13 protein-coding genes are annotated in these 13256 nt (G+C 68.2%); 3 read left to right on the top strand and 10 right to left on the bottom strand.

Annotated elements, in window-relative coordinates; all coding sequences use genetic code 11:
* Positions 1-40: 40 nt before the first annotated feature.
* Entirely contained in the window at positions 41-2998 is a 2958-nt protein-coding gene (locus tag ACYQ26_RS10025; protein WP_459808753.1) for a DUF1508 domain-containing protein, read from the bottom strand.
* 257 nt (positions 2999-3255) lie between these two features.
* On the bottom strand, positions 3256-4089 hold the full coding sequence (locus ACYQ26_RS10020; protein ID WP_459808752.1) for a pantoate kinase: 834 nt from the start codon (positions 4087-4089) through the stop codon (positions 3256-3258).
* Between the two features lie 205 nt (positions 4090-4294).
* Here ACYQ26_RS10020 and ACYQ26_RS10015 point away from each other — a divergent pair, with 205 nt between their 5' ends.
* Positions 4295-4681, top strand: coding sequence for a hypothetical protein (locus tag ACYQ26_RS10015; protein ID WP_459808751.1), 387 nt, complete (start codon positions 4295-4297; stop codon positions 4679-4681).
* Positions 4682-4727: 46 nt separating this feature from the next.
* Here the strand turns inward: ACYQ26_RS10015 and ACYQ26_RS10010 are convergent, their stop codons facing one another.
* From ACYQ26_RS10010 to ACYQ26_RS09995, 4 genes are all read right to left on the bottom strand, one after another.
* On the bottom strand, positions 4728-5183 hold the full coding sequence (locus tag ACYQ26_RS10010; protein ID WP_459808750.1) for a universal stress protein: 456 nt from the start codon (positions 5181-5183) through the stop codon (positions 4728-4730).
* Positions 5184-5255: 72 nt separating this feature from the next.
* Complete coding sequence (locus ACYQ26_RS10005; RefSeq protein ID WP_459808749.1) at positions 5256-6491, bottom strand: cation:proton antiporter; 1236 nt, start codon at positions 6489-6491, stop codon at positions 5256-5258.
* A 185-nt stretch (positions 6492-6676) separates the two neighbouring features.
* Positions 6677-7981 carry an aspartate--tRNA(Asn) ligase gene (aspS, locus tag ACYQ26_RS10000; RefSeq protein ID WP_459808748.1) on the bottom strand — a complete coding sequence of 435 codons (1305 nt, stop codon included), beginning with the start codon at positions 7979-7981 and terminating at the stop codon, positions 6677-6679.
* A gap of 98 nt (positions 7982-8079) precedes the next feature.
* Entirely contained in the window at positions 8080-9426 is a 1347-nt protein-coding gene (locus ACYQ26_RS09995; RefSeq protein WP_459808747.1) for a cytochrome P450, read from the bottom strand.
* A gap of 175 nt (positions 9427-9601) precedes the next feature.
* Here ACYQ26_RS09995 and ACYQ26_RS09990 point away from each other — a divergent pair, with 175 nt between their 5' ends.
* Both ACYQ26_RS09990 and ACYQ26_RS09985 read left to right on the top strand, forming a co-directional pair.
* Positions 9602-10294 carry a helix-turn-helix domain-containing protein gene (locus ACYQ26_RS09990; RefSeq protein WP_459808746.1) on the top strand — a complete coding sequence of 231 codons (693 nt, stop codon included), beginning with the start codon at positions 9602-9604 and terminating at the stop codon, positions 10292-10294.
* Between the two features lie 75 nt (positions 10295-10369).
* On the top strand, positions 10370-11194 hold the full coding sequence (locus ACYQ26_RS09985; RefSeq protein WP_459808745.1) for an SIR2 family NAD-dependent protein deacylase: 825 nt from the start codon (positions 10370-10372) through the stop codon (positions 11192-11194).
* 45 nt (positions 11195-11239) lie between these two features.
* On the opposite strand, the gene ACYQ26_RS09980 is transcribed toward ACYQ26_RS09985, so the two are convergent.
* The 4 genes from ACYQ26_RS09980 to ACYQ26_RS09965 all read right to left on the bottom strand — a co-directional run bounded on the left by ACYQ26_RS09980 (position 11240) and on the right by ACYQ26_RS09965 (position 13234).
* Positions 11240-11494, bottom strand: coding sequence for a hypothetical protein (locus ACYQ26_RS09980; RefSeq protein ID WP_459808744.1), 255 nt, complete (start codon positions 11492-11494; stop codon positions 11240-11242).
* A complete protein-coding gene (locus ACYQ26_RS09975) occupies positions 11491-11775 on the bottom strand; it encodes a HalOD1 output domain-containing protein (protein WP_459808743.1) in 285 nt (94 codons plus the stop codon). Before ACYQ26_RS09975 ends, ACYQ26_RS09980 begins: the two co-directional genes overlap by 4 nt.
* 175 nt (positions 11776-11950) lie before the next feature.
* A complete protein-coding gene (locus tag ACYQ26_RS09970; protein WP_459808742.1) occupies positions 11951-12454 on the bottom strand; it encodes an Lrp/AsnC family transcriptional regulator in 504 nt (167 codons plus the stop codon).
* 78 nt (positions 12455-12532) lie between these two features.
* Positions 12533-13234 (bottom strand): helix-turn-helix domain-containing protein, encoded by a 702-nt coding sequence (locus ACYQ26_RS09965; protein ID WP_459808741.1) that lies wholly within the window; start codon positions 13232-13234, stop codon positions 12533-12535.
* Between the last annotated feature and the right edge of the window lie 22 nt (positions 13235-13256).

Raw genomic sequence — 13256 nt, 5'->3', positions numbered from 1 at the left:
TCGACTGATTGCCCGTCTTCGTCCCGATTCGAATCCTCGCTTACTCCGTGAAGGTGATCCACCCGTCCGGCGCGTGGGACTTCACGTCGTTCATCGCCTCGCGGGCCGCCGTCCGGCTCTCGTAGGTCCGCGTGCTCTCGGCCATCCGCGAGCCGTACTCGTCGACCAGCCGCCAGACCCAGCCGTCCTCGTCCCGGTGTAGCTCGAAGGAGACGCTGTCGATCTCGAGGATGCTCGCGGCCTCGATCAGGTCCCGTACCTGCTCGAGTCCCTCGCGGGCCGCCTCGTTGGACTCGTAGGTCTCGGTGCCGGTCGCGACCGGGCGACCGTCCTCGTCGAGCAGCCGCCAGGACCAGCGGTCGTCCTCGTCGGCGACGAGTTCGAACGAGGCGACGTCGAAGTCGACCCGGCCGGCCATCGGCGCAAGCCCTTTGACCTCGTCGATCGTCGCCAGCAGCTCGTCTTTCGTCGACGCGGCGTCGGCCGCGTTCGCGAGGACCTCTCGGTCCGCATCGACGAGGTCCCAGCGCCAGGCGTCCGTTTCGGCGCCACTGGCCGCCTCGTCGCCGGCGTCGCGCTGGACGCGGATCACCGCGTCCTCGATCGCGAAGATCGGCGCCTCGTCCGCGCGGTCCGTCAGTTCGGAGACGCGATCGAGGGCGGCCTCCCGGCTCCCGTAGGTCACCGTCGCGTCGGCCAGTTCCTCGCGGTCGGAGTCGAGCAGCCGCCAGCTCCAGTCGTCGGTGCCGGCGTCGTAGAGCTGGACCGTCACGTCGCCGATCGTACAGCGCTGGGCCGACGCCGCGGCCTCGCGGACCGTCCCCAGCCGATCGCGGAGTTCGTCCCGCGTCGCCGCGCCGTCGGCGTCGACCGCGACCGTCTCGCCCGAGGGCAGCACGAACCGCCAGTGCCACTCCTCGTCGGCGTAGGGCTGGAAGATCGCGTCGTCCATCGTCCGCACCTCGGACTCGAGGTGCTCGAGCAGGCGGTTCATCGCGTCGCGCGCGGCGTCCCGGGTCGGGTGCGTCGCGGGATCCTCGGCGACGAGTTTGCCGGCCTCATCGATCAGCCGCCAGCCCCACTCGTCGTCCTCGTTGACGAACAGTTCGAAGGCAGCGGTCTCGATCTCGAGCAGTTCGGCATCAGGGGCCTGCTCCTTCAGCGTCATCATCGCCTCGGCGGCCTCGCTGCGGCTCGCGTGCTCCTCGCCGCTGTCCGCGAGGACGTTGCCGTCCTCGTCGATCAGCCGCCAGCGCCACTCGCCGGAGTCGGCCTCGTAGACCTGGAAGGCCGCCTCATCGAACTCGATGAGGTCGGCCTCGCTGGCCTGTTCGCGGACCCGTTCGATCGCGGCGGACGCGGTCTCGGCGCTGGCGTGGGGTTCGGTGCTCGCGGCGACGACCTCGCGGTCGTCGGTGACGAGACGCCAGTGCCAGTCCTGCCTCGGGGCGCCGTCAGCGTCGGAATCGGGGTCGGCTCCCTCCACGGTCGTCCCGCCGTCCGCGGCCGTCGGCTCCTCGAGGACCGGCAGATCGTCGCCGTCGGACGACGACGGGGTCGTCGGCGGCGCAGCGGCGGGATACACTTCGTAGGCCGCGTCGTCGATCTCGACGACGTCGGCGTCGCGAGCGTTCTCGGCGAACTGTTCGGTCTCACGGGTCGTTTCCTCGTGGTCGGCGTGACTTTCGGGACCGCGGGCGACGACGTGCTCGGCGTCGTCGACGAGCCGCCACTGCCACTCGTCGTCCGACGCGTACCGTTCGTAGGTGGGGTCGCCGGCGACGGTGACGGACGCGGAACCGAACTCGCCGAGCAGCGTTTCGGCGGCCTCCTCGGCCCGCCGGCGCGTCTCGTAGACGTCTCCCGCGGTCGCGATGACCGTGTCCGTCGCGTCGACGAAGCGCCACGTCCAGCCGTCGCCGGTCTCGGCCTCGCGGAGTTCGACGCCGAAGTGTTCGACGTCCAGCACGCGCGCCTGTTCGAATCGTTCGGCGAACGTGCGGGCCGCTTCCTCGGCGCGTTCCTGATCGTCGTGGCCGCGGTCGCTCGTCGCCAGCACCGCGTGCTCGTCGTCGACCAGTTGCCAGTACCAGCGGTCCCGCTCCTCGGTGTAGGTGAACGCGGCCCCCTCGATCTCGATGACGTCCGCGTCGGGCCCGCGGTCCTTCAGGAAGCTGACGGACTCCTCGGCGCCGTCGCGGTCGTCGAACTCGCGGTCGCAGGTCCCCACGACGCTGCCGTCCTCGCGCGCGAGGGTCCACTGCCAGGTGCCGTCGCGGTCCTCGTAGAGCCGGAACGCGGACGTCGTCAGCTCCAACAGTCCCGCGGAGCTGATCTGTGACTTGACGCGTTCGATCCCTTCCCGCGCGTCCGGTCGCGTCGCGGCGCTGCCCTCGCTCGTCGCCAGCGCTTCCCGGTGCAGGACGTTCCACTTCCAATCGCCCTGCTCGTCGCGGAAGACGGCGAACTGCGCGTCCTCGAGCGCGTCGCCGGTGAGGATCGGCGGGTCCTCGGTCGTCCCTTCCTCCTCGACGAACAGCCCCTTCTGCCCGGTGAGGACGGGCACGAGCGCCGTCACGCCGGTGATGATCGCGATGCCCGTCGTGTAGACGCTGATCACCTCGACGTCGAGTCCCATTCCGAGGTGGCGCCAGTTATCGGGGTAGACGACGCCGAACGCCGCGACGCCGGCGAGCGCGACGATCAGTCCGACAACGCTGGCCTGAATGCCGCGTCTGCGCACCGGCAACATGAGTCCGATCCCGAACAGACAGATCGCCAGCCCCGCCGACGCCGCGACGCCCGAAATCCTGATTATCCGTTCTTCGCCGAAGCTGCCGGCGTAACCGAAGACGAACGCCACGACGCCGGCCGCCCCGATGATGTATCCGAGAATGAACAGCCAGTAGCCGTAGACGTCCTTTCCCGAATCCGGTTCCCCGACGTAGTGTTCGTACAGCCGAAACAGGCTCCGGTGAAGTTCGCTGCTGAATGACATTCGTAAATTCGAGTACATAACTCGAATGTACTATAATAAAGCTTCGGCCATCTATACGATCTCTTATGGATATTCCTGCACACGTTCGCCCTCGAGAACGCGTTAGTCTGCCAAATTTCCAGATTTGATAATTGGGTCGCGAAGACGTAACGGAGTGCCGACAGAACTGATGGGCGGTCTCGAGGTTCGGTCAGTGGACGGTCGAAATCGACGAACGGAGCGCGGCCGCTGCGATCGATCGCCGATAGGTGGGGCGGCTACTTCAGCATCGCGCCCGCCGGATGGGTCGCACAGACCGACGGGTCGTACCCAGCGTCGGAGAGCCCGGTTCCGAGCGCGAAGACGGTCTCGCCGAGCATGGCCATCGACGCCTGGCCGTCGACGGCCGCCACGTCGCCGATCGTCTCGCTCACGCGCTCGGTCAGCAGTCCGGCCTCGCGCGCGAACAGCCGCGACGCGTACATGAAAGACAGCAGGGTCGGCTCCTCGACCACCCGCGACAGCGCCTCCGTGCCGGCCTCGGTCAACTGCTCGGTATCGCCCGAGAGGACGTCGGCCGTCGACAGTTCGCCGAAGGAGACGTACTCGACTCGAGCGCGGGCGGGAATCGAGTCGAGTTTGTTGTCCTGCGGACCGCCCGGCTCGAGCCGGATCGGGACGCCGCCGCGGGCCTGGGCAACCACGTCGCCCAGTCCGGTGCCCGCCTGCACTTCGGCGCCGTGAGCGATCGTCACGAGTTCGTTCATCGAGAGTTTCCGGTCGAAGACGCGGTTCGCCGCGAGCGCGGTTCCCAGCGCCAGCGCCCCGGAGACGCCGAAGCCGGCGCCCAGCGGCAGGTCCGAGGTTGCCTCGACGCGGGCTGGTGCGTCGAGCGTCTCGAGGACGGTGGTCACGGGTTCGACCGCGATCTCCTCGCCGTCGAGGACGACCGTCGGTTCCGATTCCGCCGCGGGTTCGACGGTCACCTCGACGCCGTCGGTGAGCGTCAGGCCGGCGCCTCTCGAGCCGGCCTTCGTCGGGTCCTCGTCCGGATGGGCGCTGAAGAAGCCGGTGATGTGGCCCGGTACGAACGCCGTCGCCTCGTCGCGCATTACCCGTGATTTCGGTCCGAGCGGTATAACGTTGAAGATTTTTCGCGTCCGTCGCGGCCGTCGCGTTCATCGCGTTCACCGCGTTCATCGCATCCGCCGCTCGAGTCGAGGACGGGGCTCAGCGACGGTCTGTCCCGATCCCTGAACGTCATCAGCGAGTGAATATCACGGCACGGTATTTGTGTTCGTTCGGTGAACGACGAGTGTGACCCGCAAGACAGATTCCACCTCCACGTCGACCTCGACATCGTCCTCGTCCTCCCTCCGGAGCGACGCCGGCGGGTCCGCGGCGCGTACCGATCAATTCGAGCGCCGCGGTGCCGTCGACGCGAGCGACGGCGACGACGAGACCGCCGACGGCCCGCTCGAACTCGCTGCGGCCGCGGACCAGTGTCGAACCTGCGACGCGACGATCGGCCCGCGCGAGCGCCGCCTCAGCTGGGTCGTCGAGACGGAAACGGCGACGCTCGAGGCCCACTACTGCAGCGAGACGTGCCTGCCGGACGAGCCGCCGACGGCGATTGGATCGCGGTCGTCCGCGGAGCAATCGGACTCGCAGCGAGCGCCCCGCGACTGGTCGTACTGTCGCTGACGGCCGATCGTCGGTTCGCGACGGTCTCGCGTCAAGACGTCGCCGTCTACGCCGCCTTGCTCTCGTCGCCGACCTCGGCCCCGGAGTCGACCCCGCTCCGGATCGTCAACACCGGCACCGGCGCGTTCCGAACCACCTTCTCCGCCGTGCTCCCGAGCAGGACGCGGCTCAGCCCGCTCTTGCCGTGGGTTCCCATCACGATGAGATCGATCGGCGCGTCGGCGGCGTACTCAACGATCCGTTCGTTCGGCGTCCCCTCGAGCACGTGCTGTTCGGCCTTTAGTCCCGCCTCGCGGGCCGCCTCGATGACGGGCTGGGTCACCTCGCTGCACTGAGCGCGGATCTCGGCCGGCTCGTCGCCGAGATCGCCCATGTCGGCGGGGTTGATGACGTATAGCGGGTGGAGGGTCGCGTCGTTCTGCCGGGCGATGTGGAGGGCGTGCTCGATCGCCGATTCGGCGCCGGGGCTTCCGTCGATCGGAACGAGAATCTCGTCGTACATTCGGCCGACCGTAGGGGGAGCGCCCCCGTAGGGGTTGGGCCGTCACACGAAACTCGCGACCCCGCGGGCGGTTCAGTCCGTCGCCTCCGGCGTGGTCGCGATCCGACGGAGCTCTGACATCACCGACGCGGCGGTGATGCCGTGGACGACGATCGAAACGAGCACGGCGACGCCGACGATCGCCCAGACCGCCCTCAGTCCGTCGAATCCGGCGTTGTTCGCGGCGTAGGCGAGGTAATAGAACGAGCCGATCCCGCGGATACCGAAGAAGGCGATGGCGTTTCGCTCCGGCGGATACCCGACGAGGCCGAGCACCCCCGCGAGCGGCCGAACGACCAGCACCAGCGCGACGGCGACGAGCGCGGCCCGCCAGGTGAGCAGCGCGAACAGTCCCGTCGCGATCGCGCCGCCGAACAGCACGAGCAACACGGCGACGACGAGCCGCTCGACGACTTCGGAGAAATCGTGGAGTTGCTGATGGTACTCGTGTTCGCGCTCGAACCCACGGATAGCGACGGCGGCGACGAAGACGGCGATGAACCCGTAGCCGCCCACTAACTCCGTCAGCCCGTAGGCGATCAACGTCGCCGCGAGCGCCTCGGCCCCGCCCATCGCCTTGGCGAGTCGGGTGCTCGCGGGGTACTGGAAGACGAACTTCGCCAAGGCGTAGCCGAACAGCCATCCGACGGCGACCCCGACGACGATCTTGTAGCCGACCTCGACCGCCAGCCACTCGAGGAACCAGTTCTCGGGCGCGACGCCGGCCGTCGCCATCGCGATCGCGAGGTACGTAAACGGAAACGCGAGACCGTCGTTGAGCCCGGCTTCGGAAGTGAGCGCAAAGCGGACCTCGTCGCTCTCGCCTTTCTGTGGCGGATCGACCTGCACGTCGGCGGCCAGCACCGGATCCGTCGGCGCGACGACCGCGCCGAGCAGCATCGCCGTCGGGATCGACAGGCCGACGACCCACCAGCCAAGCGCCGCCGCGGCGGCGATCGTCAGCGGCATCGTGATCCCAAGCAGGCGCCACGTCGTCTGCCAGCGTTTGATACCCGGCGGTCGGTCGATCTTCAGCCCGGCCCCCATCAGCGCCACGATGACCCCGATTTCGGTCAGCCGCTCCGTAGCGGTGCCGTACACGAGCGGGTCGGGCGCGGGCAACTCCAGCGGCAGCGAGAAGACGACGATCCCGAAGGCGACGTAGACGATCGGAAACGAGACCGGCCGGTTATCGAGCAGTCGCGGAAGCGCGACCGTGCCGAGCACGGCGACGCCGACGATCACCAGCGCGGTCTCGTAGAGGGACACGGTCGCGTCTCGGACGAGCCGCGAAAAATACGCTCGGGTTGCAATTCCCACCGCTCGAGTCTCCGGCTCCCGGCCGACGGTTGCGTCGCCGCTTTACGGCGACAGACGCTGACGATCTCGCGGGAACACCGGTAGACTCGCGCAGCTCGTCTACCGAGCACCCGCTCGACGGGTCACGGCGAGCCCTACGGGCTCAGCCGCTGTCGGTCTCGCGGGAACAGCACGGCCTCGCGGATGTTCTCGAGGTCCAGCAGCGTCATCAGCAGGCGCTCGCCGCCGAGGCCGAAGCCGGCGTGGGGCGGCATGCCGTACTTGAACATCTTCGTGTAGTACTCGAACTGGTCGGGGTCAAGTCCTTGCTGTTCGAAGCCCTCGATGAGCTTCTCGTGGCGGTGTTCGCGCTGGCCGCCCGAGACCAGTTCCATGCGCGGGTGCATGAGGTCGAAGCCGGTCGAGAGCTCGGGGTCGTCGTCGTGGTCCTTGATGTAGAACGGCTTGATCTCGCTTGGCCAGTCGGTGATGAAGTAGTGGCCGCCGACGTCCTGGCCGAGGGCCTTTTCGGCCTCGGTCGGCAGGTCGTCGCCCCAGACGAGCTGCTCGTCGAGTTCGCCCGTCGCGTTGATGCGCTCGATGGCCTCCTCGTAGCTGATGCGAGGGAAGTCGCCCTCCGGCACCTCGAACTCGTCGGCGATGCCGATCGCCTCGAGTTCATCGCCGAAGTTCTCCTCGACGGCTTCGTAGGCGGCCTTGACGATGCCTTCGGCGACGTCCATGGCGTCCTCGTGGTCGCAGAACGCACCCTCGAAGTCGATCGAGGTCGCCTCGTTGAGGTGGCGCGGCGTGTTGTGCTCCTCGGCGCGGAAGATCGGGCCGATCTCGAAGACGCGCTCGACGTTCGAGCCCGCAATGAGCTGCTTGAACAGCTGCGGGGACTGGTTCATGAACGCCTCCTCGCCGAAGTAGGTGATTGGGAACAGCTCCGTGCCGCCCTCGGTCCCGGTCGCGACGATCTTCGGCGTGTTGATCTCCGTGCAGTCGAACTCGCGGAACTGGTCGCGGACCGCGTTCAGGACGCCAGAGCGGATCTCGAAGATCGACTGGACCTCCGGTTTCCGGAGGTCGAGCGTGCGGTTATCCAGTCGCGTCGAGAGGTCGGCGTCGACCTTCCCCGACGGGTCCAGCGGCAGTTCGGGGTCGGCCGGCGCGACGACCTCGAGCGACTCGGGCGTGACCTCGACGCCCGTCGGCGCGCGCGGCTCCTCCTCGACGGCGCCGGAGACCTTGATGACGCTCTCGCGGGAGACGTCGAGCCCGGTCTCGACGAGCTCGTCGTCCATCTCTTCCTTCTCGAACTTGATCTGGATCTTGCCCGTGGTGTCGCGGAGAATCAGAAAGGCGATCCCGCCGAGGTCGCGGATCTCGTGGACCCATCCGGCGACGGTGACCTCGTCGCCCGGCTCGGCGTCGGCAGTGTAGGTTCTGTCCTGCATACACTCCGATTCACGCAGGCGCAACTTAAGCGCAATCGTTCGCGGCCGCCACCGCGTCGACGGTTGCGAACCGCAACCGAATCGCGCTCGTTCGCGAGCTACCGCTCGCGGACCGTCATCGGAATCTCGTGTTTCGGCCGCGCGGTGATCGTCGCCCGCAGGTCAAGATCGGTACCGGGCTCGAGCTCGAGGTGGTAGTCCCGATACACCATCGCGAGGATGAGCCGCGCCTCGAGCATCGCGAACCGGTCGCCGATGCAGCGCCGCGGCCCGGCCGCGAACGGGAAGTACGCCAGCTTCGGGAGGTCGGACTCCATCTCGTCGGTCCACCGCCCGGGGCGGAACGCGAGCGGGTCGTCGTACCAGCGCGGGTCGCGGTGGACGACCCACTGGTGCATCCGAATCGACGCGCCCGCGGGAATCTCGTAGCCCCCGACGACGTCGGGTTTGACCGCCTCGCGGATGATCCCCGGCACCGGCGGGTAGAGCCGCATCGACTCCTTGACCACCTTCTCGGTGTAGGTCAGCTCCGACAGGTCGTCCATCGTCGGCGCGTCGCCGCCGAGGACGGCCTCGAGTTCGTCGACCAGCCGCTCCTCGACGGTCGGATTCTTCGCCAGCAGGTAGAAGGTCAGCGTCAGCGACAGCGCCGTCGTCTCGTGGCCGGCCAGCAGGAGCGTCACCACCTCGTCGCGGATCTGCTCGGTCGACATCGCCTCGCCCTCCTCGTCGGTCACCTCGAGCAGCTTCGAGATGACGTCGCGGTCCGTGGGGTTCGCGCGCCGCTCCTCGATCAACTGGTAGACGACCTCGTCGAGGTTCTCGCGGGCGCGCTTGATCCGTCGCCGCGCCGGCGTCGGGATCCCCGGCGGAAGGACGAAGTGCGCGAGGTTCTCGGTCGCCTCCATGAACTCCTCGAGGGCCGAGCCGACCGCGTCGACGTGCTCGTCGATGTCCGCGCCGAACAGCGCCCGGGCGACGATCCGCAGCGTCAGCTCCATCATGTCCTCGTGGACGAGCCGGGTCTGGCCGTCGGCCCAGTCCGCGAGCGCCTCGTCGGTAAACTCCGTCATCATCGTCGCGTACTCCCGAATCCGGTTCGGATGGAACGCGGGCTGGATCAGGTGGCGGTTGCGCCGCCAGACGGCGCCCTCGCTGTTCAGAATGCCGTTGCCGGTGATCGGCCCGAGGGTCTGCTGGAACCGATCGCCCTTCACGTAGTTCTCGTTGTTCTGGACGAGCACCTGTTCGATGTACTCGGGGTGGTTGAGCTGGTAGACCGGCCCGTTGGGGTCGTCCCAGGCGGCGATGTCGCCGTACTCGCGGGCCGTCCGGGTCATGAACCCGTACGGATCGCGGAGAAAGGCCAACTGGTTGCCGACGATCGGCAGTCCGTCGGGCCCCGGCGGGCGCTCGTCGCTGATCGCGGGAACGTCGCTGCTCATCACCCGATAAAACGATCCCCGAATCCGTTCGTCTATACCCGAGCATGCTAGGTGTATTTAAGAGACCGGTCAGTAGGGCCGGTATGATCGGTCTGGAACGCCGCGATCGACCGGCGGCAAATCGACTCGCGCGCTCGAGACTCGCGTCGACCGTTCGCAGGGCGGGAGGCCGACGATGAGGTACGCCACCGTCGTCCTCCGGTGGGCCGACGGCCGGCTCAACGCCGTCGACGACGCCTTCGCCCGCAGCGACGCGGTCTCGATCGAGGCGATCCGCCACCTGAACGCCGTCGGCGACGACCGCTACGTCGAACTGCTCGCGCTCCGGGGCGACCTCGAGCGCGCGCGAGACCTCCTCGACGAGTCGCCGGACGCCCTCGAGTACGACGTCACCGGCGACCGCGGCCGCGGCGTCGCCTACGTGCAGTGTCGCACCGTCGGTCCGGTCGACGACCTGCTCGCGATCCTCGACGAGCACGAACTCGTCCTCGACTGGCCGATGACGTACGTCGACGCGGGCGACGCGACCGACGCGGCCGGCACCCGCGGCCTCGAGGTCACGGCGGTCGGCACCAGCCGCTCGATCCAGCGGGCGGCCGCGGCCCTCCCCGAGGGGATCGACCTCGATCTGCGCCGGATGGGCGAGTACGAGCCCGATTCCGGCGGGGTCGCGTCGACGCTGACCGACCGCCAGCGGGAGCTGTTCGACCTCGCGCTCGAGGAGGGCTACTACGAGATTCCCCGGGAGACGACCCACCGCGAACTCGCCGCGAAACTCGATCTCGCGGCGGGGACGGTCGGCGAACACCTCCAGCGGATCGAGGCGAAGTTAGCGGCGGCCTACGCGTCCGCGTCGTCGACGCGGTAGCGGCCGGCGCGTGCGGTGGCGCCGACGCGAGGCGACGACCTGACCGCTTTAGTCCGCTACGACCGACGATCCGATATGGCCGAGACGGACGACCGCGAGCGCGACGCCGATAGCGACCTCGAGCACCTCGCCGACGAGATCCGACGCGCCGAGACGACCGTCGCGCTGACCGGCGCCGGCATCTCCGCGCCGTCGGGCGTGCCCACCTTCCGCGGCGACGACGGCGTCTGGGAGCATTTCGACGAAGGACAGTTCACGTACGGCCGGTTCCGGCGCGATCCCGCGGGCTTTTGGGACGACCGCGTCGACCTCCAGCGGGAGCTGTTCGGCGAGGCGTACGAGCCCAACGCCGCCCACGAGGCGCTGGCCGAACTGGGGCGAGACGGGCACCTCGAGGCGATCCTCACGCAGAATACGGACGGCTTACACGGTGAGGCGGCCGACGCCGCGAACGCGGATCGCGACGACGCCACCGCCGCCGAACCGACGCTCCTCGAGCTTCACGGCAACGCGCGTCGCGTCCGCTGTACCGACTGCGGCGCGCGGACCGACGCCGGGCCGGTCTTCGACCGCGCCGTCGACGGCGAGCTGCCGCCGACCTGCGACTGCGGCGGGATCTACAAGCCCGACGTCATCCTGTTCGGCGAGCAACTGCCCGGCGCCGTCGTGCAGCGCTCGCGGTCGCTGGCCCGCGAGAGCGACGTCTTCCTCGCGATCGGCTCCTCGCTGGTCGTCGAACCCGCCGCGTCGCTCCCGAAAACGGCGGCGTCCTCGGGCGCGACCCTCGGCGTCGTCAACCTCGAGTCGACGCCGGTCGACGGCGTCGCCGACGTCGTGTGTCGGGAGGACGTCACCGAGGCGCTTCCGCGGCTGCGAACTCTCGTCGAGAAGAACCGCTGAATCCCCCGCCGCTCGGCGTTCGGACTGGGATCGGGACTGGGCGAGCTATGCGCCCGAGCCCGTTCCGGTCCCCGTTCCTGCCGTACCGGTACTCATTTCTAGATCCGCGTCCACGTCCAGCAAGTCCCGAATCAGCAACTCCTCGCAGATCGACGGGGGCATCGGTCGGCCGACGGACTCGCTCGAGTCGATCGAGTGGCCCGTTTCCACGAAGTGCTCGAGCGCGAGCCGCGATCGGTCCCGTTCGGTTGCACCGTCCGTTTCGTCGACGAACCAGTCGCAGGTGTGGCAGAATTTCATCGGGAGTCGGCCTCCGGATCAGTGCCGGACTGCTCGACCGTTATCTCGCCGTCGTCGTGGACGGTTACCCGTTTTTCGTTGTAGGCGAACGTGATGTGGCCGTGTCGGGACCCTCCACGCCGCTTCGGTTCGAAGAGGGCGTCTAACGCAGCCATATCGAGGCTGTGGTACAGCGGCGGCGACAGCGCCGTCGGATCGACGCCGTCGTGGGCCGCGATCTCGCGAGCGACCCTGACCGACAGCGGCTCGTCGCCGTCGGACCGGGAGGACTGTGTTGCCATCACCAGTGTCAGGAGCGCCCTCAGTATAAGAATGACGAACAGTATCGTCGGTAAACACCAGCAGAAAAGATCGATTCTGGCTGCTGGCCATGAATGAAAGTGGTCGATTCCGAGCGGGCGGATCGACGCCGATCCCGGCTCGGACCGACCGCGGGTGCGATCTCGCGTCCGACGTCTACGGCTGCTCCGTCTCGGAGTCCGAATCCGATTCGCCCTCGAGTTCCTCGCGTCCGAACCCGTCGAACGGCCGGGAATGCTCGTTGCGAAGTATCTCCGACCCCTCGATCTCGAGGCCCAGCGAGTCCAGTTCCTCGGCGATCCGTTCGATCTCCGCCGATTCCATCGCGATGACCTCGACGTGCAGGTTCCGGGTTCCGGTCAGGAGTTCGCGCACGTTGACGACGCCCGAGATCTCGATGGTCTGTTCGCAGATCGTCCCGCGATCGGCGATGGCCGCCGTACAGATAAACAGGAGGTGGTGTGGAACGCCCGCCCGTTCGTAGTCGATCACCGGTCGGTGCTCCCGCAGGATCCCCCGCTCTTTGAGGTCCCGCAGGCGATTGCTCACGGTGCTCGAGGAGACGCCGACCCGCTCGGCAACCTCGTCGTGGGTGAGGCGGTTCTGACTCTCCCGCTGCAGCAGGTGGAGGATCGCCCGATCGGTCGCGTCGAGGTCCATACCGTCCGTACGAGCGCTCGACGGATGAGCCCCGGTGTTGCCTGTGCTCGCCGAGCGGTCGGGCGGCCCGCGGCCGGGTCAGTCCGTGACGACGCACTCCTCGATCAGCCGCGCCTGTCCCCGGCGAAGCCGTTCGCTGACGGCCTGTTCGGAGATCTCGAGCGTCTCGGCGACCGTCGTCAGTCCCGTCTCGCGGGGCACCTCGAAGAAGCCGCGCTCGAAGGCGATCTCGAGGGCCTCCCGCTGGGAATCGGTGATGACCCCGTCGTCGGATCGGACGTTCGCACCGTCCGCGAGCCGGTGGAGTTCGAACTCGACGCCGCGGGTCACGAGAAAGTCGTGGTAGCTGTTGAACGCCGCCCGATCGGGAAACCGCATTTCGATCTCCCACCGGCCGTCCGTTCCCCGACACGCGAGCAGTTCGCCGCCGACCGAGACCCAGCGGCGATACGCGCCGACGACGTCGGATTCGGATTCAGATTCGGAACCGGACTCGCCTCCGCCCCCGTCCCCGCTCCTGGGCTCGCTGCGCGTGATCCGAAAGCGCGCCCAGTCGGTCGTTCGATCGAGGCGGTCGAAGGCCGCGACCGTCCCGTCGGCCGCCAGCGTGCGCTCGAGGCGGTCGAGATCGGGACACGCCATTCGGCAGAAGGCGACCGGTCGAGCCGGATCGAGCGCGTACTGGCGCTCGAGGTCCACGTCGAGCGACGGCATCGCCTCGAGCGTCGGCCCGAGAAAGAACTTCGGCGACGCCGCTTCGAACGCCACGCGGACACTCATGCCCGACGATAATTCGACGCGG

This window comes from Halopiger thermotolerans, assembly GCF_054654555.1.
Note: the sequence above shows the minus strand (reverse complement) of the source record. Positions and strands in the feature narration are given on the sequence as shown.